The sequence below is a fragment of the Halomonas binhaiensis genome (genome assembly GCF_008329985.2).
GTDB classification, from domain to species: domain Bacteria; phylum Pseudomonadota; class Gammaproteobacteria; order Pseudomonadales; family Halomonadaceae; genus Halomonas; species Halomonas binhaiensis.
Genome location: NZ_CP038437.2, coordinates 4,156,655 through 4,177,511, shown reverse-complemented (window position 1 = coordinate 4,177,511; position 20,857 = coordinate 4,156,655). Strand labels below are relative to the sequence as shown.

Genomic DNA, 20,857 nt, shown 5'->3' with positions numbered 1-20,857 from the left:
TTTCCGTTATTCGTGCTTCTGACGCTGCCTTTCCTCCCTGATCCTGGTGGTGGGTTAGTCCCAGCTCAGAGCGCCACCGACCTGGTATTCGGTGACACGGGTCTCGAAGAAGTTCTTCTCCTTGCGCAGATCGATGATCTCGCTCATCCAGGGGAAGGGGTTCTGGGCACCTGGGAACTGTTCCTTGAGCCCGATCTGAGCCAGGCGGCGGTTACAGATGAAGTGCAGGTACTCTTCCATGATCGCAGCATTCATGCCGAGCACACCGCGGGGCATGGTGTCACGGGCATAAGCGATTTCCAGCTCAGTACCTTCGAGGATCATCTGGGTGACTTCGTCCTGGAATTCAGGCGTCCACAAATGCGGATTCTCGATCTTGATCTGGTTGATCATGTCGACGCCGAAGTTCAGGTGCATGGATTCGTCACGCAGAATGTACTGGAACTGTTCCGCGACACCGGTCATCTTGTTGCGGCGACCCATGGACAGGATTTGGCTGAAGCCGCAATAGAAGAAGATGCCTTCGGTGACACAGTAGAAAGCGATCAGGTTGCGCAGCAGTTCCTGGTCGGTTTCCGGGGTGCCGGTGTTGAAGTCCGGACGCGATAGCGACTGCGTATGCTTGAGACTCCAGGCAGACTTGGCTGCGACCGACGGCACTTCCCGGTACATGTTGAAGACTTCGCCTTCATCCATGGCCAGGGACTCCACGCAGTACTGATAGGCGTGGGTATGGATAGCCTCCTCGAAAGCCTGACGCAGCAGGTACTGGCGGCACTCGGGATTGGTGATCAGGCGATAGACCGCCAGGACCAGGTTGTTGGCTACCAGCGAATCAGCAGTCGAGAAATAGCCCAGTGAACGCTCGACGATGCGGCGCTCGTCCGGCGTCAGGCCGTCCGTGCTTTTCCACAGCGCGATGTCCGCGTTCATGTTCACTTCCTGGGGCATCCAGTGGTTGGCACTGCCATCCAGGTATTTCTGCCAGGCCCATTCATACTTGAACGGCACCAACTGGTTGAGGTCCGCGCGGGCATTGATCATGCGCTTGTCGTCGACCTCGATCCGGGCAGCGCCCATTTCCAGCTCCTCGAGGCCCGCGGCAACATCCAGCTCTTCCAGAGCCTGGCGTGCACGAGCCAGGCGATCTTCCTCGGCGACCTTGTAGTCACTGGAAGTGTTACTGGAAGCGTTGCCAGCACTTTCCTGTACGGCTTCAGCCGCCGGCTTCACAGCGGATGCCGGAGCCTTGGTGGCGGCAGGCTTTTCGGTGACGCTGGTATCGTCCTCGTGGAACTCGTCCCAGTTGAGCATGTAAATATCTCCGGTTCCTGATGACTGCGAGCTTCGAGCTTCGAGCAGCCTCATTGCAGCTCTGTATTTAGGCGGCTCTCGATGCGCAGAGCCGCCATTTCTGTTGGATTACTGGCAGGCTTCGCAGCCCAGCTCATCAATCTCTCCGGCAGACGGTGGACGCTGGCCACCTTTGCCCTGGAGAAAGTCGTCGATGCCACGTGGCTCAGGCTGTGCCGAAGAGGAAGCCGCTGCTGGCGCTTCAGGAGCAGAACCATTGCTTACAGCGTTGAGCTTGCCGCGGTTGACCGTGGACTTCTCTACCGAAGTGGCGCCCAGGGCGCGCAGGTAGTAGGTGGTCTTCAGGCCGCGGAACCAGGCCATGCGATAGGTCACGTCGAGTTTCTTGCCGGACACGCCCTGGATATAGAGGTTCAGCGACTGAGCCTGATCGATCCACTTCTGGCGACGTGAGGCCGCCTCGACCAGCCACTTGGGCTCGACTTCGAAGGCGGTGGCGTACTTGGCCTTGAGGTCTTCCGGGATGCGGTCGATGGGCTGTACGCTGCCGTCGTAGTACTTGAGGTCGTTGATCATGACCTCATCCCACAGGCCACGTTCCTTGAGGTCGTTGACCATGTAGGCGTTGACCACGGTGAACTCGCCAGACAGGTTCGATTTGACGAACAGGTTCTGGTAGGTCGGCTCGATGGACTGAGTGACGCCACAGATGTTGGAGATGGTCGCCGTGGGTGCGATGGCCATCACGTTCGAGTTGCGCATCCCCTGGCTGCGTACCTTCTCGCGGATATGCTCCCAGTCCTGGGTAGTGCTGGTGTCGACCTCGATGTACTTTTCGCCACGCTCGGACTTGAGCTTGTCGACGGAGTCGATGGGCAGTACGCCCTGGCTCCACAGCGAGCCCTCGAAGCTATCATAACGGCCGCGCTCGGCTGCCAGGTCGCTGGAGGCCTCGATGGCGTGATAGCTGATCAGCTCCATGGAACGGTCGGCAAACTCCACGGCACCGGTGCTGGCGTAGGCAATGCCCTGGGCATAGAGCGCATCCTGGAAGCCCATGATGCCGAGGCCCACCGGACGATGCTTGAAGTTGGAGTTCTTGGCCTGCGGTACCGCGTAGTAGTTGATGTCGATAACGTTATCGAGCATGCGTACCGCGGTGCGCACGGTCTTCTTCAACTTGTCGCCATCGAGCTGGCCATCGACCACGTGCTGGGCCAGGTTGATGGAGCCCAGGTTGCAGACAGCGATCTCATCGATGCTGGTGTTGAGGGTAATCTCGGTGCACAGGTTGGAACTGTGCACAACACCGGCATGGCTTTGCGGGCTGCGGATGTTGCACGGATCCTTGAAGGTGATCCAGGGGTGGCCTGTCTCGAACAGCATGGACAGCATCTTGCGCCACAGGTCCTTGGCCTTGACCCGCTTGAACAGCTTGATCTGGCCATTGCGGGTCATCTCCTCGTATTCCGCGTAGCGCTTCTCGAAGGCAACGCCGTAGAGGTCGTGGAGATCCGGGCAGGTGGACGGCGAGAACAGGGTCCATTCCTGGTCGTCGAAGACGCGCTTCATGAACAGGTCCGGCACCCAGTTGGCGGTGTTCATGTCATGGGTACGACGACGGTCGTCACCGGTGTTCTTGCGCAGCTCGAGGAATTCCTCGACATCCAGGTGCCAGGTTTCCAGGTAGGCGCAGACTGCCCCCTTGCGCTTGCCCCCCTGATTGACCGCGACAGCAGTGTCATTGACCACCTTGAGGAATGGCACGACACCCTGGGACTTGCCATTGGTCCCCTTGATGTAAGAGCCCAGCGCGCGAACCGGAGTCCAGTCATTGCCCAGGCCGCCAGCCCACTTGGACAGCAGGGCATTGTCACGGATTGCGCCGTAGATGTGCTCAAGGTCGTCGGGTACGGTGGTCAGGTAGCAGCTGGACAGCTGGCTACGCAGGGTACCGGCGTTGAACAACGTCGGGGTGGAAGACATGTAGTCGAAGCTGGACAGCAACTCGTAGAACTCGATGGCGCGGGCTTCGCGATCATCCTCGTTGAGTGACAGCCCCATGGCCACGCGCATGAACATCACCTGGGGCAGCTCATAACGCACGTCATCCTTGTGGATGAAGTAGCGGTCATAGAGTGTCTGCAGACCAAGATAGGTGAACTGGTTATCGCGGTTGTAATCCAGTGCCTCACCCAGGCGTTCCAGATCGAATTCGCCCAGCCTGGGGTCGAGTTGCTCGAATTCGATGCCACGTGCCACATAGGCCTTGAGTGCCGGCTTGTACAGCTCAGCCATGTCGCCATGGGTGGCATCTTCGGCAATCTCGAGGAAGCTCAATGCTTCACGACGCAGGTTGTCCTGCAGCAGCCGGGCGGTAACGTAGGTGTAGTTGGGATCCTGTTCGACCAGGGTCCGGGCCGTCATCATCAGTGCCTGGGAGACACCATCAACGGAGACGCCGTCATACAGGTTCTTCAGGGAGTCCTGGACGATCTTGTTGGGGTCGACGTGCTCGAGGCCTGCGCAGGCGTCGAATACCAGTGTCTCGACACGACCCAGGTCCAGCGGACGGACAGTGCCATCTGCATGGGTCACATTGAGGGTCGGATGAGGCTTGGCGATGCCACTGGCCTCGCGGGCACGGGTATGCTCTTCGCGATACAGCACGTAGGCACGGGCGACTTTCTGCTCGCCGCTACGCATCAGGGCCAGTTCGACCTGATCCTGAACATCTTCGATGTGCACGGTGCCACCATCCGGCATGCGGCGGGCAAACGTCTGCAGGATGCTGTCGGAAGATTCCTTGACGAACTCGCGAACCCGAGATGATGTCGCAGCGTTGTCGCCTTCAACGGCAATGAATGCCTTGCTCATGGCCACGGCGATCTTGCCGGCGTCGAACGACACCACATCCCCTGTGCGCTTGATGACACGCAGCGCCTGGGGGGCAGTGACGGAGACGGATGAGTGGTCCGGAGAAGCGAGTGTATCCATGGCGCCGAGGTTCCCTACCTGAATGTCGAATAAGTCTCGAAGTAAAAATATCCACCTGAAAAACGGTGGTTGACAGTATGGAGTGAGATTGGTAGAGGCACACTATATGGTGCCTCATGGGATTTCGAACACAAGATAGTGTGGTTTTGCCACCTCATCAAGTGGATAACTCTGTGGATGAGATGTGGTCATCCAGAGGGCAACTTTTGCTTTTTTCATGAGGCCAGCAGTGGGGCGGCCTGGCGCTTGATGAGAGTCAGTTGTACTTGGGGAAGGCGATGTCCAAAATTTGCGGTATTCTTACGTGATGTTTAACGACTGGCTCATCATGTCGGCCCGAAAAAGAATGCTTTGGCCGAAAGAGAGCCAAAGCAGTACAGTCTGTGCAACAAGACCAATGCAACAAAATCAACGCAACAAAAAGGAACCGGGGAATTATGGAAGACCGCCCAGACCTGCGTGAACAGGATCACGTGCTGATCATCGAGGACGACGAGCGCCTCGCCAATCTGACCCGGGACTATCTCGAAGCCAATGGTTTTCGTGTCACCGTGGAAGGAGATGGCGCGCGTGGCGTACAACGAATTCTTGATATTCAACCGGATCTGGTAATTCTCGATCTGATGCTGCCCGGCGAGGATGGGCTGTCGATTTGCCGGCGTGTACGCAACGATTACCTAGGTCCCATCCTGATGTTGACCGCGCGTACTGACGATCTCGATCAGGTGCTCGGCCTGGAGATGGGGGCCGACGACTACGTGCCCAAACCGGTGCAGCCGCGAGTATTGCTGGCTCGTATGCGGGCATTGTTGCGACGACGGGATAGTAGCGACAGCAACAGTAGCGACGAGAGCCGGCTGATGTTCAGTGATCTGGAAATCGACAATGCCACTCGGGAAGCCTGGCTGAAAGGAAGTCGCATTGACCTGACCAGTGCGGAATTCGATCTGCTGTGGTTGCTGGCCAGCCATGCCGGACGCGTGCTGACTCGGGAGGAAATCTTCTCCCAGCTGCGCGGCATTCGCTACGACGGCCAGGATCGTTCCATCGATGTGCGGGTGTCGCGCATTCGGCCAAAAATTGGTGATGACCCTCATCATCCTCACCGCATCAAGACCGTGAGGAGCAAAGGGTATCTGTTCGTGAAGGACAACTGACGCCATGCGCAGGGCCTTGGTCGACAGCACTTTCCTGCGAGTATATGTCATGCTGGCGGCCACTCTGGTCGTGGCGTTGGGCCTGGCCATGCTGGGCCTCATTCTTGTCGACAAGGTGCGGGTCGAGTACTACCGCGAGAACCTCGCTGCAGCACCCATGCAGCTACTGACCAGCGTGATTGCGGAACAGCCCGCTGGTCAGCGTGAAGCCTGGTTGACGCGCTACTCTGAAGCCCTCGACATGTCCTTGTCTCTGGTCTCCATTGCGTCTTATGCACCAAGCTACTTCGAGCGTATCCGCTTGGAGCGAGGCGGGGTGTTGGTCGAATATAGCGGGGAGCAAGGCTGGCGATTTGTGCGCCTTGTTCCCGGTAGCGGCATGGTACTTGAAGCGTCCCTGATGGGAATGAGCGAGCGGCAGTTGCGCGGCATGACCATGCTGGCCGGCAACTGGCTGGCAGCTGTCGATGGGGCGGCACGTAATGCACGACTCGACATGCTGACCGCAAGCGGTTTCCCGATCTCATTGGCAAATACCCCTCCCGAAGCCTTGGGTGAGCAGCCTTCTGAACAGCTTGATAATGGTGAAGTCGTTCTGCATCTGTTACCGGAGCGCTGGTCGGTGGCACTGTTCATGAAGCTTCACCCGCAAGGAGAACCTCCTTCCTGGCTGACCGTCGGGCCGATGGAGTCCTATGAGTCGCGACCACCTGCGCTGCTGGTGTCGTTGCTGGTGCTGCTGATGAGTGCGCTGGCCCTGGCCATCTACATGATCGTGCGGGGTATCGAAGCTCGTATGTCCCGTCTGGAAATGGCCGCTACCCGCCTGGCCAGCGGGCGCCTGGATACCAGGGTCAAGGTGGAAAGCAGTGATTTCCTCGGTCGAGTCGGCATGGCCTTCAATGGCATGGCATCCCAGGTCCAATCCTTGCTGCGTGCCCAGCAGGACATGATTCGTGCCGTATCCCATGAGCTGAGAACGCCGGTGGCCCGAATTCGCTTTGCGACCCAGATGGTGGAGGACATGTCGGACGATCCACTGGTTCGTAGTCAGCTTCGGGGCGTGGACAACGATATTGATGAGCTGGATGACCTGATCGACGAGATCCTCACCTATGCTCGCCTCGATAGCGAGACCATCAGTGGTGTGGAAACCTCGGCGACACTGGTTGACCTGCGTGAAGTCAGCCATCGAGTGATCGAGTCGCTCGAGTCATTGCATGGCGCTGTGACACTGCAGCTTGCTCCAGGGGAAGATATCGAAGTCAACGGCGATGCCCGTTATCTGCAGCGTGCCATTCAGAATCTGGTGGCCAATGCCTGTCGCCATGCTCATAGCAAGGTAAAGGTCACCCTGAGCGAAGAATCGAGGATGGTTCGACTGGACGTGGAAGACGATGGAGATGGGGTGCCGCCGCAGGCGCGTCAGGACATCTTCAAGCCCTTCGCCCGCCTTGATGACAGCCGTACCCGCAGTTCTGGCGGTTATGGCCTCGGTTTATCCATTGTGCAGAAGATCATGGCCTGGCACGGAGGCAGCGTCATGGTGGATGAAAGCCCAAGCCTGCAAGGAGCGCGGTTCTCCCTGATGCTTCCCCGGCGTCCTTGAGCCTCCCAGGTGGCCGCCGGGCCTGCCTTCAGGCAGGCTTGATGCCTTCCAGCACCCTGAAAGACGTCTCCCTTGCGGTGCGCAGAAAGTCTTCCATCCAGGGTGCGCTACGAGTGTCCTCGCGAATGGCTGCGAACAGGGTGCTCCAGACACCGTGTTCTCCCAGGTTGACTGCCTTGACGTAATCGCGCTCCAGATACTCGGTCAGTGCCCAGTTGGGTAGTGCGCAGACGCCTCGTCCGCTGGCCACCAGTTGCATCATCATGATGGTCAGCTCTGCGGTGCGCACCTCTCGGGGGGTGATGCCGGCAGGATCGAGAAACTGTGTGAACACATCCAGCCGTGAACGCTCCACCGGATAGGTGATCAGGGTCTGGTCGGCCAGGTCGGCCGGCTCGATGAAGGGCTTGTCGGCCAGTGGGTGCTGGCGTGCTACGGCGAGGAGTCCCTGGTAGCGGAAGAGGGGCTCGTAATGGACACCTTGCAGAGGCTGAGGATCTGCCGTGATGACCAGATCAAGCTGTTCCCGGGCCAGAGCGGGAAGGGGGTCGAAGTGATGTCCGCCAGGAATATCGATTTCCACTTCTGGCCAGTGGTCACGGAAGTGATCTACCGTGGGCATCAACCACTGGAAGCAGCTATGACACTCGATGGCCATATGCAGCCGGCCTTGTTCATTGCCGGCCAGGCGGGCCAGGTCGCGCTCGGCCATGCGCACCTGCGGCAGAATCTGCTCGGCCAGGCTCAATAGCCGCAATCCGGCCCGGGTGAATTCCACCGGCCGTGTCTTGCGCATGAACAGGGGGTTGCCCAGACGCTCTTCGAGATCCTTGAGCTGGTGGGATAGTGCAGACTGAGTCAGGTGCACGCGTTCGGCAGCTTCAACCAGGGAGCCGGCGTCACGCAGTGCCACCAGTGTACGGAGATGGCGGAGTTCGAGCATGAGTATATATATGGGAAACGGTCCCGCGTCCCCTGAGCCCTTTTCATATAAAAGTTTGACAAGTTTAGTTTGACTCACTGCCTACTGGCCAGTGGCATCTTGATCATGTGCTCATACAACCATGAATCCACATGATGAAAAGTCATGTTCCTGTCTGCTCCTCATGGTTTGTCTGGTGTCGCTGAAGCGAAAACATTGCTGCTGGATATTGGCCAGGGCTGATAGAGTAAGCAGCTTCAGGGAACAGTTTTACTTAGAAGAACAGGAGCCCCGCATGAAGCGTTCCGCTGTCCTCATGCTTTCCGCCGCGATCGGCACTTTCAGTCTGAGCGGGTGTGTCAGTACCACGAACACCCAGCAGGAAACCAGCAACGGTGGTGCAAGTTCAATCTGGGGCTCGACCCCGGGCAAGAGCGCCAAGGCGCCGTATCTGCCATCGTCGCTGTTCGTTGGTGAAGCAACGAACTTCGTCGGCTGGAGCTGTAGTCCTTCCCAGAATCTGGTTACGGCTGCGCAGCCCGATGCGCTGCGGGTGTGGTCCAGTGCAGGTGGCCAGCAGTTGCCGCAGACCGTCGTCGCCAGCGGCAGCCGTTATGAGAACGGCGACCTCAGCGTCTGGCTCAAGGGGGATGAAGCGACGGTAGAGAATACGCGAGGCCGTCTTGAGTGCCAGGCCCAGGTCCAGCGTGATTCTCTGCGTCGTGCGGAAAAGCCCGGGGTCATGTTTTATGCCACGGGGAACGAGCCGGGGTGGAGCATGAGCCTGGCCAATGACGTGCCAAAGATCGACCTGTCTCTGGATTACGGTGAGCGCAAAGCCTCACTGCCATATCGTGTTTCCACACTGGATAACGAGGCCGGTCGAGTGATTCTGGTCAGCGGCCGTTCGGATGCACCTTTTGAAGCGCGTATCGAAGCGGGAGCCTGTTTTGATGACATGTCCGGTACTCCCTGGCCGGCCAAGGTCACTCTGACACTCAATGGTGAGCAGTATCGGGGGTGTGGGCAGGGCATCGCTCCCTGAGAAAACGCTGCCTAAATGCCTGCGCGTGCGAATCACTGGGCTATAGCCGCCGTCCATGGCGGCTACCCTTCGGGCCATCGAAGGATGTTCCAATTCGCTCCTGGCGAATTGGTGCGCGGTGCTCACCATCCTCACCTATACCCCATAGGCTCCGGTGGTTGCGCTCCGTGCGCCTTGTGCTTCATCCCGCTCGGCTGATTTATTCAGCACTTCCCAAATGAAAAGCTGCCTGAATGCCTGGGGCATTGAGAGAAGGTAAGACGGGAACAGGTACCTGGATTGAAGCGCCTTTATGGCGCTTCAGTCGTATTTTTCGAATGATTCGCATGAAATGTTGCGCTTTTTATCGAAAAAATCGGGCTTATACTCAGCCTCATTGCAATACGACAATTCTTGGAGGTTCCGTATGACCCGCGTTCTCGTTGTGACTTCTTCGATTCTTGGCGACCACGGTCAGTCTCTGGGCCTGGCTCGGCATTTCCAACGCCTCGCTGAGCAGCGTGGCGAGATTGAACTGACGATCCGTGATGTGGTGGCGGATGACCTGCCTCACCTTAATATCGCGGAGCTGTCCAGCTGGCAGGTTGCTGAGGAAGAGCGCACCAGCGAGCAACGCGAGCTTGCTGCGGTTTCCGATGCATTGATCGCTGAAGTGCGGGCACATGATGTCGTTGTGCTGGCTGTACCCATGTACAACTTCGGCATTCCATCGCAGCTCAAGGCCTGGTTCGATCGCATCTTGCACGCAGGCAAGACCTTCCGCTACACGGAAAATGGTCCTTTGGGTCTGGTCGAAGGCAAGCGCGCGATCCTGCTGGCGGCTCGTGGTGGCAAGTATGCCGGCACTGCGATGGACACCCAGACACCGCATATTACCCAGCTGCTGGGGATGATTGGTATCACCGAGCTTGATACGGTATACGCCGAAGGCCTGAACATGGGCGACGAGATCAAGGAAGCTGCACTAAATGAAGCCCACAACCAAATCGAGGCTTTGGTGGCAGCGCTTTAGCCCCGTCATCAGTTAAAACGCCAGGGGCGCCCATTTGGGCGCCCCTGGCGTTTGAGCCAAGTGATCTCAGCTTGGAGTGGTACCCAAGGCTGCATCGTCGCTAAGGTCACTTTCTGCGTTGGCGACCAGTTGGAACTCTTCCTCGGCGGTTTTTGCGACCAGGGTGTTCTTGCTGTAGAGGAAGTAATAGGCTGCACCGGCCACAAACAGCACCAGGGTGTAGAAGAAGGCGCGAGGGTCGAAAGCGTAGACTCCCGTCAATGCCACCAGTGACAGGACCAGTGCCACGCTAGAAGTCAGCATGCCGCCAGGTGTCTTGTAGGGGCGAGGCATGTCGGGGCGTTTGATACGCAGCAGGATATGGCTGAGAGCCATCAGTGAGTAGGACAGGGTGGCACCGACCACCGCCATGCCAAGGATGAGATCACCTTCTCCGCTGAGTGACACCAGGAAGCCAAATACCCCCGGAATGACCAGTGCCCAGGTCGGTGCCTTGCGCTTGCTGGTCAGTGACAGCATGCGCGGAAGATACCCCGCCCGTGACAGGGCAAACACCAGGCGGCTGTAGCCGTAGATGATCGAGAAGAAAGAGGCGATCAAGCCTGCCAGGCCCAGCACATTGACCAGCATGGCCAGGGTCGGGTGGTCCGCCATTTTCAAGGCATCAACCAACGGCACGCCACTCTGGCCGATGGCACTGGCTCCGGCAGCACCAGCCAGCAGTACGACCACCAGCACGGCAGTGACCACCAGGAACAGCATGGCGCCGATGATGCCGCGTGGTACATCACGGGCAGGATCCTTGGACTCCTCTGCTGCCAGGGGAACGCCTTCCACAGCCAGGAACAGCCACATGCCGAAGGGTAGCGCCGCCCATACGCCGGTCCAGCCAAAGGGCAGGAAAGCACTGGCTCCGGCGGCATCGCTCGGGGCAATGTCGAAGAGCCGCGAGGCATCGAACGCACCCAGCAGAGCCAGGGCCGTGGCGATAATGGCAAAGACGGCAAGGCCGCTGATCACCATCATCACCTTGAGGGCTTCTCCCACCCCGGCCAGGTGGATACCAATAAAGATCGCGTAGAACAAGGCGTACACCAGAGGGCCATTGATTCCCAACAGCTCTTCCACCGCAGCGCCGATGAAGATGACAATGGCTGCTGGCGCCAATGCGTACTCTATCAATACCGCCAGTCCGGTCAGATAACCTCCTGCTGGCCCCATGGCCTGACGGGCGAAGCTGTACCCTCCTCCGGCGGCAGGAATGGCCGCAGACATTTCTGCCAGTGCCAGCACCAGGGCGAAATACATGATGCCCATCAGCACGGCGGCAATCACGAAGCCGCCCCAGCCTGCTTCACCGATACCGAAGTTCCAGCCGGCAAAGTCACCGGAAATCACGTAGGACACACCGAGCCCCGCCAATAACACCCAACCAGCGGTACCCTTCTTCAACTGGCGCTTGGCCAGATACTCTTGATCAATCGTCGAGTCCGTCATGGGATAACTCTCTTGTCATTGTTGTTTGCATCGTGGTTATTTTCATCGTGGCTGCTTGCATCGAGACATGATGCGAACTGCCTTGAACTGCTGCCATCCAGGGATGATGGCGTGTCAGGAAATCTGGAAGTCAGGAGATCAAAAAGTTGCCTGGACTTTCCGATGTGTCGATCACATCGTCCTGGGTACGATCCTTGAGCTTCACACCAGATAGCTCCAGTTTTCGCGACTCGCGCAGCAAGTACACCAGTCGTCGGCTGGCTTCGGAGAAGGCGAGGCCTGCCGGGCGTACATTGGAAATACAGTTGCGGTAAGCATCGGTGAGGCCGATTCTCGGTCCCCAGGTGAGGTAGAGCCCCAAGCTGTCAGGTGAACTCAACCCGGGACGTTCTCCGATCAGGACCAGCACCGCATTGGCATTGAGCATTTCGCCGATCTCATCGCCAATGGCGACTCTCCCTTGCTCCACCACCGTCAATGGCGCGAGTGACCAGTTGTGGTCGTCGTTGTCGAGGCAGTCGCCCAGGCAGCGCAGAAAGGGAACGGCATTACGCTGCGTGGCAAAGGAAGACAGCCCATCCACCACGACAATGGCCAGGTCGTAGGAAGATTGCGCAGCATCGGTGGCCTGCTTCAGTTGTTCTCGCGAGGCATCATTCAGGCGTCGCCCCCAGTCAGGACGCTGCAGGTAGGTCTGGCGGTCGCAGGCCTGGCTGTGCAGGCGTTGGATGGGCATGGCCGAGGAGAGAGGACCTTCTACTTCAAGCTGATGGCAGAGGTCATCCACGTCCAGCGGCAGATGAACGGCATCCTGGGCCTGGGCATGTGCCAACTGGAATTCCAGGGAGCGGGAGGTGGGCAGGCTGATACCCGCTCTGCCGAGACCGATGCGAGCGTCGGTGAAATGGCGCAGGAGATGCCAGGGATTGTCAGTGACGGGGCGAGACGGCTTGTCAGCGCTCATGGTCAGCCTCCTGTGAAGGAAGGTTGGCCAGGGAACGGGCAAAGGGTTGCGGCAAGCCGTCGTTGAGACGATACCCCGCGATGTCATCGAATATGGTCATTCTGGTGAGCCAGTCAGCGAATTCAGGGGCTGGCGCCAGGTCGAGGACACGGCGGGCGTAAAGCGCGTCGTGGAAAGAGGTGGTCTGGTAGTTGAGCATCACATCGTCTGACCCAGGAATGCCCATGATGAAGGTGCACCCGGCGACGCCCAGCAGGGTCAGCAGGTTATCCATGTCATTCTGATCGGCGTCGGCATGGTTGGTATAGCAGATGTCGCATCCCATGGGGACGCCAAGCAACTTGCCACAGAAGTGGTCTTCAAGTCCGGCGCGGATGATCTGCTTGCCGTCGAACAGGTATTCCGGACCGATGAAGCCAACGACGGTGTTGACCAGCAGAGGATCGAAGTGGCGTGCCACAGCGTAGGCGCGAGTTTCGCAGGTCTGTTGATCGAGGCCATGGTGCGCATTGGCGGATAGTGCACTGCCCTGGCCGGTTTCGAAGTACATGACATTGTTGCCGGCAGTGCCACGCTTTAGTCCCTGGGCGGCATCCTGAGCCTCGGCGATTGTGGCGAGATTGAAACCGAAGCTGGCATTGGTGGCCTCGGTACCTCCGATGGACTGAAACACCAGATCCACGGGAGCTCCCTGCTCGATGGCCTCCAGCGTGTTGGTGACGTGGGTAAGCACACAGGATTGGGTGGGAATGTCGTACTTCTGGATCACCTCATCCATCAGCTTCATCAGCTTGATGCTCTGGGCAACATTGTCGGTGGCAGGGTTGATGCCAATGACCGCATCGCCATTGCCGTAGAGCAGGCCATCGAGAATGCTGGCCGCAATCCCAGTCACATCGTCGGTGGGATGGTTAGGTTGCAGCCGCGTGGAGAGCCGTCCCGGCAGGCCAATGGTGTTGCGGAAGGCTGTGGTGACCTGGCACTTGCGAGCCACCAGGATCAGGTCCTGATTGCGCATGATCTTGCTGACCGCGGCGGCCATTTCCGGGGTGATGCCCGCGCGCACCTCGGCAATCTTTTCGGGAGTTGCCAGATCGCTGAGCAGCCAGTTGCGAAAATCCCCTACGCTGAGATGAGCGATCGACGAAAAGGCTGCAGCATCATGGGTGTCGATGATCAGGCGAGTAATTTCGTCTTCTGCATACGGCACCAGGTGATGTTCCAGAAATACCTTCAGCGGCAGCTCGGCCAAGGCCATCTGCGCAACCACCCTTTCTTCGGCAGACTCGGCAATGACACCTGCCAAGCGGTCTCCCGAACGTGCGGGAGTCGCCTTGGCCATCAGCTCGGCAAGGTTGCGAAAGCGGTAGCATCGGTGGCCTAGTGTATAGAGAAATTCCTTGGACATGGTCGTCTCCGATGGAGCGGAAGAACGGAGCGAGAATTGCATATTCAAAGTAGAGGGCTTGCCCAAGGGACACTATCAATTCCCGGCAAAGCTGGAATTTCCATATAAAAACAAACGGTTGCCTTTCTGTGTAAGCGAGATGGCAGGAAGGAGGAGTGACGATGCATGTTGTTGAACAACGAGTCAGTGCAAAACGCACCAAAACGGTGCGTGTGGGAGTCCTGGGATGCCGATGAGCATGCCCATAACCTGACGGACTGGTCCCAGGAATATGATCAGTTCAGTGGTGGTGCCTTTTATGGACGCATTGATGAGATCCAGTTAGGCGGCATGCAGGTGTTCAAGGAATACACGAGCCATGCGGTGTGGCAGCAGTGCAACGTGTGGCCGAATTCCCTGTGGCTGGGTATTCCTGCATATCGACAGGGGTGTCGTATCGATGGCCGTCCCGTGGGGGATGATGAGGTGATGTGCCAGCCTGGCGCGCATGACTTCGAGCTCGTCACACCGGATGACTTCGCCATCTATGGGCTGGTCATCGACAAACGCTTGCTGGGTGGGCTAGCCGGGGCCGAGGTGCTGGATATGCTGCAAGCCTCTCCGCAAGTCCTGTCACGCCTGGTACTGTCCCAGCATACACGCAAGGCAGTGGCCTTCCTGATCGAGCATCTGCTGGCCAGGCCCAGGGAGCATCTTTCCGTTGCCGTTCATCAGGAAATCCTGTTACTGGCATTGCTGGAAATCGTGCATGAGGAGCGACCGAATACTCAGGTGACCCCCAGCTACCAACACCGCCGCCAAGTAGTGGACTGCATTCGCGAGCATTTGCAGGTCTGTCCGTCGCCTCCGGTGACGCTCATGGAGCTATGCAAGATTGCCAACGTCAGCCAGCGCACCTTGCAATACAGCTTTACCAGTATTCTGGGCATCAGTCCCAGCCGCTTTCTGCGCATGACGCGACTCAACCGGGTACGTCGCCGGCTGGCCGCTGCCGATGGGCATGCAACGGTGACGGAAGTAGCCAGCGATTGGGGCTTCTACCACTTGGGTCAGTTTGCCCAGGACTATCGTCAGCTGTTTGGTGAATCTCCGTCTGATACGCTCGCTCGATGCCGGAGCAGCATTCGATGAGCGAGATCAGACCGGGCAAGCACTGGCACGTTTGAATCAAGCGCAGCCATATCAAGAATGGCTACATCAAGAACGATCGTTGGCCATCTCCACTGCCGTGCCCATATGCGCATCCTTGGCACAGGGGGCGGGAGATGCAAGGAGCCAGCGAGGGGCTTCAAGCAGCCCCAGGCATAACGGAGGGCTGGGTGACAGGGCGCGTTGCCACAGCTGGCCAAGGGGTTGTTCCCGCGGTTGTGCCGGATCCGTGGCATTCAACATGCGGGAGTTCACCGCGACCCAGGCGTCGTCCTGACGTTCGGCAAGGACAAAGCGAAAATGGTGAAAGCCAGGGAATCCAAGACGGAGATCCGTCGCTACCAGCCAGGTCCGGTCATCTTCTTCCCATGTCTCGTAGCGCAGAAAGGGGCCGGCAAACCAGCTCAATCGCTGCCCGCTGGGCAAGGCGAGGGCGTCGGCTTCGAGGGCCGCTCCACGGGAAAAGACTTCGACCATGGGGGTTGAATTGCCATCGAACAGGCCGACCAGGCTTTCGGCCTGGCGGTCGCCATCCACGGCAGTGACCCGCCATAGCAGAATATTGAAGGGAGCCGGCTGTACCAGCCGGGGAGCCTGCACCATGCCTGCCTGAGCCAGGGCCGGAGAGACCTTCAGTTCCACCCACTGCTTTGCTCCGAACGAAGCGAGCAGATATAGCGCCGATACCAGTAATCCCCATTGGCTTGCACGGAGAACTCGCTGCAGGGTTCCTGAACACAGGGCGATTGTGATGGCGACCAGCATGGGCAAGGTGAACAGCGGATCGATAATGAACAGCTGCGGCCAGGCGGTAGGATGATCCACTGCTAGTGGCCACCATATCTGGGTGCCGTAGGTGGTCAATGCATCCAGCATTGGATGGGTGACCAGGCACAGCCAGAACATGAGCCACCAGTGGGCGAAGCGGATATCGCCTGGTGGGGCGAAACGTCGAGCCAGCCAGGCCAGCAGTGTTGCCAGTGCCGTCAACAGAAAGACGGAATGGCTAAAGCCACGGTGATAAGTGACATTGGCTACGGCGTCACCGTAGTCAATGATGACATCCAGGTCCGGGAGGGTACCCAGGGCAGCACCAATCAACAGCGACTTGCGTCCGAGGCGTCGCCCCATCACTGCGCCACCAATGGCGGCACCTAGGGCAGCCTGGGTAACCGAATCCATGATGCGGTCCTTTATGGATCACTCGGGCCTGAGGGCATCCGTCTGCGCCCAGGGAGGAGTGGTTGCCAGTATCCTGGCCTGTACCGGACAGTCGTCACGATGAGCGCCAGGCAGATACCCGGCACTCATCAGGAATTCCTTGACGATTTCCGGGCCGGTGAACCGAAATGTACGCTTGAACAGCTTGACCCACTCTGCATGAGTGAGTGGGTGGTGCACGTCAAGCCAGGCCTGGAAGCCACCATGGCTTTCTCGCAGATGGCGAATGACCTGTGCATTGTGGATCACTGCATCGATCTTGAGCCGGTTGCGAATGATGCCGGCATCATCCAGCAGCCGCTGGCGATCACGATCATTGAAGGCGGCAACGCTATCTACATTGAAGTCACGGAAGGCGGAGCGGAACGCCGCACGCTTCTTCAGCACGGTCAGCCAGGACAGGCCTGCCTGATTGATCTCCAGCACCAGGCGTTCGAACAGCACTGACTCATCATGAATGGGAAAGCCATACTCGTTGTCGTGATAAGGGCCATGAAACGGGTGGCCTGGTGCGGTGTCACAGTAGTCACTCATGTATCGTGTCCTTGATACCTGTCACTGATATACCCATTATCCAGGCGGCTATTCAACTTGGCCCTTCAACCGGGGCAGTCAACAACAGGAGAGTAAAGATGCAATTCTTGCACACCATGGTTCGTGTCAGCGACCTTGACGCTTCGCTGCGCTTTTACTGCGACCTTCTGGGGCTCAAGGAAGTCAGGCGCAAAGATAATGAAAAAGGACGTTTTACCCTGGTATTCCTGGCGGCGCCGGAAGATGAGTCTCGCTCGGCCGAACTCCAGGCGCCAGAACTGGAGCTGACCTACAACTGGGATCCCGAAGAATACCAGGGTGGGCGCAACTTCGGTCATCTGGCCTATCGGGTCGACGATATCTATGCCCTGTGCCAGAAACTCCAGGATAACGGCGTGACCATCAACCGCCCACCGCGTGACGGCCACATGGCCTTTGTTCGCAGCCCGGACGGTATCTCTGTCGAGTTGCTGCAGAAGGGCGAGCCACTAGCGGCTCAGGAGCCGTGGGCATCCATGGAGAATACCGGTAGCTGGTAAGAACATTCTGTCAGCTCTGACTCATCGCTATTCACCATCACGGTTATTCGTTGCCATGGCGTGAGATGATGAATAGCGCTATGCGTTCCGGGTAGCCATCAGGCTACCCGGAATCGTTTCGAGGTCAGCTGGATGCACCGCTGGCCGCGCCGGCAATGCCTCCTGTGGCCGCCGCGCGGCGGGCAATATTGCTGATCTCGGAGTCGTCGACATTGAGATCCCGGAAGGCACCCATGGCGCCGAGGAGTGCAGAGCTCTCATAAGGAACGAAGATGCGTTCACCGTTCTTGGCCATCTCTGGCAGCATGGAAATATAGGATTGGCCAAGCAAGTAGCCAATAACGGTTCTGGAACTCTTTTCACCCTCACCCATGGAATTGAGTACCAGCTCAATCGAACGGCTTTCGCCCTGGGCCCGAAGGATCGCTGCTTCCTTGTCGCCCTGGGCATTGAGAATGGCGGATTCCTTCTGCCCCTGAGCCTTGGCGATGGCTGCTGCCTTGTCACCTTCCGCTTCGGTGACCGTTGCACGTCGGCGGCGCTCGGCGGACATCTGCAGGTGCATGGCCTCCTTGACCTCCTCGGGCATCTCGATGTCCTGAACCTCGATGCGATTGATCGCCACGCCCCACTTGGAAGCGGGCTCCTCCATCTGCTCCTTGATCTGTGCGTTCACCTCGGCGCGGGACTCGAAGATCTTGTCGAGCTCCATCTGACCCACGACGGAGCGCAGCGTGGTCTTGGCGAGAACCTCCACCGCCTGGCTCATGTTCTCGATCTTGTAGACCGCATTGGCGGGATCGACAATCTGGAAATAGATAGCGCCATCGATACGGACGGTCACGTTGTCGGTGGTGACGACCGGCTGGGAGGGGAAGTCCATTACCGACTCGCGCAGATCGATGCGAGCCTCGTGGGTCATCAGAGGAATGAATTCCGCACCGTGACGCTTGTAGCGCACCATCTTGATCGGGCGCGGCTTGTCGAGGAATGGAATGATGAAGTTGACGCCGCGCTGCAGAGTGCGGTTATAGGCACCGAGGCGCTCTATCACAATGACTTCTGATTCCTGCACGATGAGCAGGCCCTTGAACACCACGATGAGTGCAATCAGAGCGATGATGAGAGAAATGACGAGTCCCGGACTGAGGTCGGAAAGCAGGTACATGGTGGCAGTTCCCTTGCGTTGGGGAAACGCTGCATAAATGCCTGCGCGTGCGAATCACTACGTTGCGCGGTGCTCACAATCCTCACCTATACCCCATAGGCTCCGGTTGTTGCGCTCCGTGCGTCTTGTGCTTCATCCCGCTCGGCTGATTTATTCAGTATTTCCTTTGGGTGGAATTCAAGGATAGTTTTTTATCGTATCAGTGACTGCGCTTGACGATGGCCTGAGTGCCATCGAAGCGCACCAGCATCACTGGATCGCCTGGTGTTAGCTCAGGTTCTTCGCTGGTTTCGAGAACAGCCCGATAGAAGTCTCCATCGAGTTTGATACAGGCAGCGCCATCGTAATCGCGTTGTGTTACCACGAAGCGTTGACCGGTATTGCTGCCGGTTCCTGCGACGCCAAATGTGGATTTGCTCTGACGCTTCCTGAGTCGCCTTATGGCAAGCGGCACCAAGATGCCACAGCCAAGGGCCATGACGATCAGTTGGCTGGCCAGAGAAAGCCCCAGCCAGGCCGCGGCAGCCGTCAAGCCAGCGGCCAGGGAAATGGCGAGTAGTACATAGGAACCGGTAAGCAACTCGATCACGAGAATGGCGAGTGCAAGCAGTAACCACAACAGAGCAGGGTTGAGCAGGTCCATCGACGCCTCACAAGGCAGAATCGGGAAGGTGACATCCTGTCACCTTCCCGATTCTGCTCTGCGGTGGTGCCCGCTGCAAGGAGACTGTGTATTGCGCTCTGGTTTACCAGTAACCGAGCACTTTCCACCACAGGCTGCCGACGGTGATCCAGATGGCGAGGTTGATCAGGCTCATGATGAATCCAGCCTTCCACCAGGCGCCCATTTCGATGTAGCCGGAGCCATAGATGATTGGCGCGGTGCCGGTCGCATAGTGGGTCAGCGACATCATCAGTGAGGAAGCCCCGGCCATCATCAGGGCGAGGTATGGGGTCGGAATGCCCAGGGCGATACCCGCGGCAAGGAAGGCGCCAAACATCGCGGTGACGTGGGCGGTGACACTAGCGAAGAAGTAATGGGTGTAGAAGAAAATTGCCACCAGTGCCAGGGTCATGGCAAACCAGCCCATTTCGAAGCTGGCGATACCCTGCTGGATGACGCCAGAGAACCAGCTGATCAATCCCAGCTTGCCGAGGAAGGAAGCCATCATTACTAGGGCCGAGAACCATACGATGGTGTCCCAGGCGGACTTTTCCTTGAGTACATCGTCCCAGGTGAGGACGCCACTGATCAGCAGGATAGATAGGCCGAGCAGGGCCACGGTAGTTGCGTTCACCGCGAGGCCTGGGCCGAATAGCATGGCGGGAATACCGGCCCACAGCAGAAGCAGCATGGCAAAAACACCGATCATGATCCATTCCTGCCCTGACAAGGGACCCATCTCGCCGAGCTTGTCCCGAGCGAACTGGGTGGCATCCGGTGTGCGCTTCAGCTCCGGGGGATACAGGAAGTAGAGCGCCAATGGCATTACCAGCAGGGCCACGAGGCCAGGTACCAGTGCTGCCAGTGCCCACTGGGTCCAGGTGATACTGAAACTGCCGCCGGTGGTCTTGCTGATCAGGTCAACGATCAATGGGTTGGGGGCGGTGGCGGTGATGAACATGGCGGAGCTGATCGGGTTGGCGTGGTAGTTCACCAGCGCCAGATAGTGACCGATTCTGCCGCTGGTGCCCTGCTCCGGAGAGGAACCGAAGCTATCGGCAATCGAGCGCATGATGGGGTGAATAATAGCGCCACCACGTGCGGTATTGCTGGGCGTGATCGGTGCAATGGTCAGCTCGGCGAGAGTCAGGGCATAGCCGATGCCAAGGGTTCGTTTGCCAAAGATGGAGATGAAGGCATAGCCGATGCGGTTGCCCAGTCCGGTCTTGGCCAGGCCTCGGGAGATCATCATGGCCAGGCCGATCAGCCAGATCAGTGGATTGGAGAAGCCAGACAGTGCATCCAGTATCGCGCCCTTGGGACTATCGGGATTGGTGACGCCAGTGATGGCAACCAGCGTGATCCCGATCATGGCAAGGGCACCGATGCCCATTGCCTTGCCGATAATCGCCGCAATGGTGGCGACAAAAATAGCCAGTAGATGCCAGGCCTCGGGGGCAACGCCGTCAGGGACGGGAATCACGAACCAGATGGCCAGCCCGATGATCAGGGCAATGGCGGTAGGGATGGGGGCGAAGGGACGCATCATGATCCTCCAGACAGGATGGATGTCCGTCCTCGGCCCTCGTCGGGCCTGGGACACCAGAAAGCAGCTCTCACTCATTAACCCATAACGAGCGTGTTGGGGGCCTGATCC

General features: G+C 58.4%; 17 protein-coding genes. 6 read left to right on the top strand and 11 right to left on the bottom strand.

Going from position 1 to position 20,857, the window contains the following annotated elements; all coding sequences use genetic code 11:
• Positions 1 to 54 precede the first annotated feature (54 nt).
• Positions 55 to 1,314 carry a ribonucleotide-diphosphate reductase subunit beta gene (locus tag E4T21_RS18205; RefSeq protein WP_149286382.1) on the bottom strand — a complete coding sequence of 420 codons (1,260 nt, stop codon included), beginning with the start codon at positions 1,312 to 1,314 and terminating at the stop codon, positions 55 to 57.
• A 108-nt stretch (positions 1,315 to 1,422) separates the two neighbouring features.
• The gene (locus tag E4T21_RS18200) at positions 1,423 to 4,311 is read right to left on the bottom strand and encodes a ribonucleoside-diphosphate reductase subunit alpha (RefSeq protein ID WP_149286381.1); all 2,889 of its coding nucleotides are present in this window, start codon (positions 4,309 to 4,311) and stop codon (positions 1,423 to 1,425) included.
• A gap of 437 nt (positions 4,312 to 4,748) precedes the next feature.
• Between E4T21_RS18200 and E4T21_RS18195 the strand changes: the two genes are divergently transcribed.
• Positions 4,749 to 5,468: a winged helix-turn-helix domain-containing protein gene (locus E4T21_RS18195; protein WP_149286380.1), complete on the top strand. Its 720-nt coding sequence runs from the start codon at positions 4,749 to 4,751 to the stop codon at positions 5,466 to 5,468.
• 4 nt (positions 5,469 to 5,472) lie between these two features.
• Positions 5,473 to 7,077: an ATP-binding protein gene (locus E4T21_RS18190; protein WP_149286379.1), complete on the top strand. Its 1,605-nt coding sequence runs from the start codon at positions 5,473 to 5,475 to the stop codon at positions 7,075 to 7,077.
• Positions 7,078 to 7,105: 28 nt separating this feature from the next.
• Here E4T21_RS18190 and E4T21_RS18185 read toward each other — a convergent pair whose 3' ends face one another.
• Positions 7,106 to 8,020, bottom strand: coding sequence for a LysR family transcriptional regulator (locus tag E4T21_RS18185; RefSeq protein WP_149286378.1), 915 nt, complete (start codon positions 8,018 to 8,020; stop codon positions 7,106 to 7,108).
• Positions 8,021 to 8,294: 274 nt separating this feature from the next.
• Here E4T21_RS18185 and E4T21_RS18180 point away from each other — a divergent pair, with 274 nt between their 5' ends.
• Together E4T21_RS18180 and E4T21_RS18175 are read left to right on the top strand one after the other, a co-directional pair.
• A complete protein-coding gene (locus tag E4T21_RS18180) occupies positions 8,295 to 9,044 on the top strand; it encodes an MliC family protein (protein ID WP_149286377.1) in 750 nt (249 codons plus the stop codon).
• Between the two features lie 406 nt (positions 9,045 to 9,450).
• Complete coding sequence (locus E4T21_RS18175) at positions 9,451 to 10,056, top strand: FMN-dependent NADH-azoreductase (protein ID WP_149286376.1); 606 nt, start codon at positions 9,451 to 9,453, stop codon at positions 10,054 to 10,056.
• 66 nt (positions 10,057 to 10,122) lie between these two features.
• Here the strand turns inward: E4T21_RS18175 and eat are convergent, their stop codons facing one another.
• The 3 genes from eat to E4T21_RS18160 all read right to left on the bottom strand — a co-directional run bounded on the left by eat (position 10,123) and on the right by E4T21_RS18160 (position 13,925).
• On the bottom strand, positions 10,123 to 11,553 hold the full coding sequence (gene eat / locus E4T21_RS18170) for an ethanolamine permease (protein WP_149286375.1): 1,431 nt from the start codon (positions 11,551 to 11,553) through the stop codon (positions 10,123 to 10,125).
• A 130-nt stretch (positions 11,554 to 11,683) separates the two neighbouring features.
• A complete protein-coding gene (eutC, locus tag E4T21_RS18165; protein ID WP_149286374.1) occupies positions 11,684 to 12,517 on the bottom strand; it encodes an ethanolamine ammonia-lyase subunit EutC in 834 nt (277 codons plus the stop codon).
• Positions 12,507 to 13,925, bottom strand: coding sequence for an ethanolamine ammonia-lyase subunit EutB (locus tag E4T21_RS18160; RefSeq protein WP_149286373.1), 1,419 nt, complete (start codon positions 13,923 to 13,925; stop codon positions 12,507 to 12,509). The genes eutC and E4T21_RS18160 overlap by 11 nt, the downstream gene beginning before the upstream one ends.
• 165 nt (positions 13,926 to 14,090) lie before the next feature.
• Here E4T21_RS18160 and E4T21_RS18155 point away from each other — a divergent pair, with 165 nt between their 5' ends.
• Positions 14,091 to 15,056, top strand: coding sequence for a helix-turn-helix domain-containing protein (locus E4T21_RS18155; protein WP_149286372.1), 966 nt, complete (start codon positions 14,091 to 14,093; stop codon positions 15,054 to 15,056).
• Between the two features lie 66 nt (positions 15,057 to 15,122).
• Here the strand turns inward: E4T21_RS18155 and E4T21_RS18150 are convergent, their stop codons facing one another.
• Together E4T21_RS18150 and E4T21_RS18145 are read right to left on the bottom strand one after the other, a co-directional pair.
• Entirely contained in the window at positions 15,123 to 16,256 is a 1,134-nt protein-coding gene (locus E4T21_RS18150) for a metal-dependent hydrolase (protein ID WP_149286371.1), read from the bottom strand.
• Between the two features lie 18 nt (positions 16,257 to 16,274).
• Positions 16,275 to 16,829 (bottom strand): DNA-3-methyladenine glycosylase I, encoded by a 555-nt coding sequence (locus tag E4T21_RS18145; protein ID WP_149286370.1) that lies wholly within the window; start codon positions 16,827 to 16,829, stop codon positions 16,275 to 16,277.
• A 98-nt stretch (positions 16,830 to 16,927) separates the two neighbouring features.
• Between E4T21_RS18145 and gloA the strand changes: the two genes are divergently transcribed.
• Positions 16,928 to 17,368, top strand: a complete 441-nt coding sequence (gene gloA, locus E4T21_RS18140) for a lactoylglutathione lyase (protein WP_149286369.1) — start codon at positions 16,928 to 16,930, stop codon at positions 17,366 to 17,368.
• A 124-nt stretch (positions 17,369 to 17,492) separates the two neighbouring features.
• Here gloA and E4T21_RS18135 read toward each other — a convergent pair whose 3' ends face one another.
• From E4T21_RS18135 to E4T21_RS18125, 3 genes are all read right to left on the bottom strand, one after another.
• On the bottom strand, positions 17,493 to 18,536 hold the full coding sequence (locus tag E4T21_RS18135; protein WP_420827713.1) for an SPFH domain-containing protein: 1,044 nt from the start codon (positions 18,534 to 18,536) through the stop codon (positions 17,493 to 17,495).
• A gap of 199 nt (positions 18,537 to 18,735) precedes the next feature.
• Positions 18,736 to 19,179 carry an NfeD family protein gene (locus E4T21_RS18130; RefSeq protein WP_149286368.1) on the bottom strand — a complete coding sequence of 148 codons (444 nt, stop codon included), beginning with the start codon at positions 19,177 to 19,179 and terminating at the stop codon, positions 18,736 to 18,738.
• A 103-nt stretch (positions 19,180 to 19,282) separates the two neighbouring features.
• Positions 19,283 to 20,749 (bottom strand): DASS family sodium-coupled anion symporter, encoded by a 1,467-nt coding sequence (locus E4T21_RS18125; RefSeq protein WP_149286367.1) that lies wholly within the window; start codon positions 20,747 to 20,749, stop codon positions 19,283 to 19,285.
• Between the last annotated feature and the right edge of the window lie 108 nt (positions 20,750 to 20,857).

Bases quoted from the DNA above. Each gene is read 5' to 3' on its own strand.
- E4T21_RS18180 (WP_149286377.1), top strand. From the start codon at position 8,295: ATGAAGCGTTCCGCTGTCCTCATGCTTTCCGCCGCGATCGGCACTTTC.
- E4T21_RS18205 (WP_149286382.1), bottom strand. From the start codon at position 1,314: ATGCTCAACTGGGACGAGTTCCACGAGGACGATACCAGCGTCACCGAA.
- E4T21_RS18150 (WP_149286371.1), bottom strand. From the start codon at position 16,256: ATGGATTCGGTTACCCAGGCTGCCCTAGGTGCCGCCATTGGTGGCGCA.
- E4T21_RS18175 (WP_149286376.1), top strand. From the start codon at position 9,451: ATGACCCGCGTTCTCGTTGTGACTTCTTCGATTCTTGGCGACCACGGT.
- gloA (WP_149286369.1), top strand. From the start codon at position 16,928: ATGCAATTCTTGCACACCATGGTTCGTGTCAGCGACCTTGACGCTTCG.
- E4T21_RS18135 (WP_420827713.1), bottom strand. From the start codon at position 18,536: ATGTACCTGCTTTCCGACCTCAGTCCGGGACTCGTCATTTCTCTCATC.
- E4T21_RS18130 (WP_149286368.1), bottom strand. From the start codon at position 19,179: ATGGACCTGCTCAACCCTGCTCTGTTGTGGTTACTGCTTGCACTCGCC.
- E4T21_RS18185 (WP_149286378.1), bottom strand. From the start codon at position 8,020: ATGCTCGAACTCCGCCATCTCCGTACACTGGTGGCACTGCGTGACGCC.
- E4T21_RS18160 (WP_149286373.1), bottom strand. From the start codon at position 13,925: ATGTCCAAGGAATTTCTCTATACACTAGGCCACCGATGCTACCGCTTT.
- E4T21_RS18145 (WP_149286370.1), bottom strand. From the start codon at position 16,829: ATGAGTGACTACTGTGACACCGCACCAGGCCACCCGTTTCATGGCCCT.
- eutC (WP_149286374.1), bottom strand. From the start codon at position 12,517: ATGAGCGCTGACAAGCCGTCTCGCCCCGTCACTGACAATCCCTGGCAT.
- E4T21_RS18125 (WP_149286367.1), bottom strand. From the start codon at position 20,749: ATGATGCGTCCCTTCGCCCCCATCCCTACCGCCATTGCCCTGATCATC.
- E4T21_RS18200 (WP_149286381.1), bottom strand. From the start codon at position 4,311: ATGGATACACTCGCTTCTCCGGACCACTCATCCGTCTCCGTCACTGCC.
- eat (WP_149286375.1), bottom strand. From the start codon at position 11,553: ATGACGGACTCGACGATTGATCAAGAGTATCTGGCCAAGCGCCAGTTG.
- E4T21_RS18190 (WP_149286379.1), top strand. From the start codon at position 5,473: ATGCGCAGGGCCTTGGTCGACAGCACTTTCCTGCGAGTATATGTCATG.
- E4T21_RS18195 (WP_149286380.1), top strand. From the start codon at position 4,749: ATGGAAGACCGCCCAGACCTGCGTGAACAGGATCACGTGCTGATCATC.
- E4T21_RS18155 (WP_149286372.1), top strand. From the start codon at position 14,091: ATGTTGTTGAACAACGAGTCAGTGCAAAACGCACCAAAACGGTGCGTG.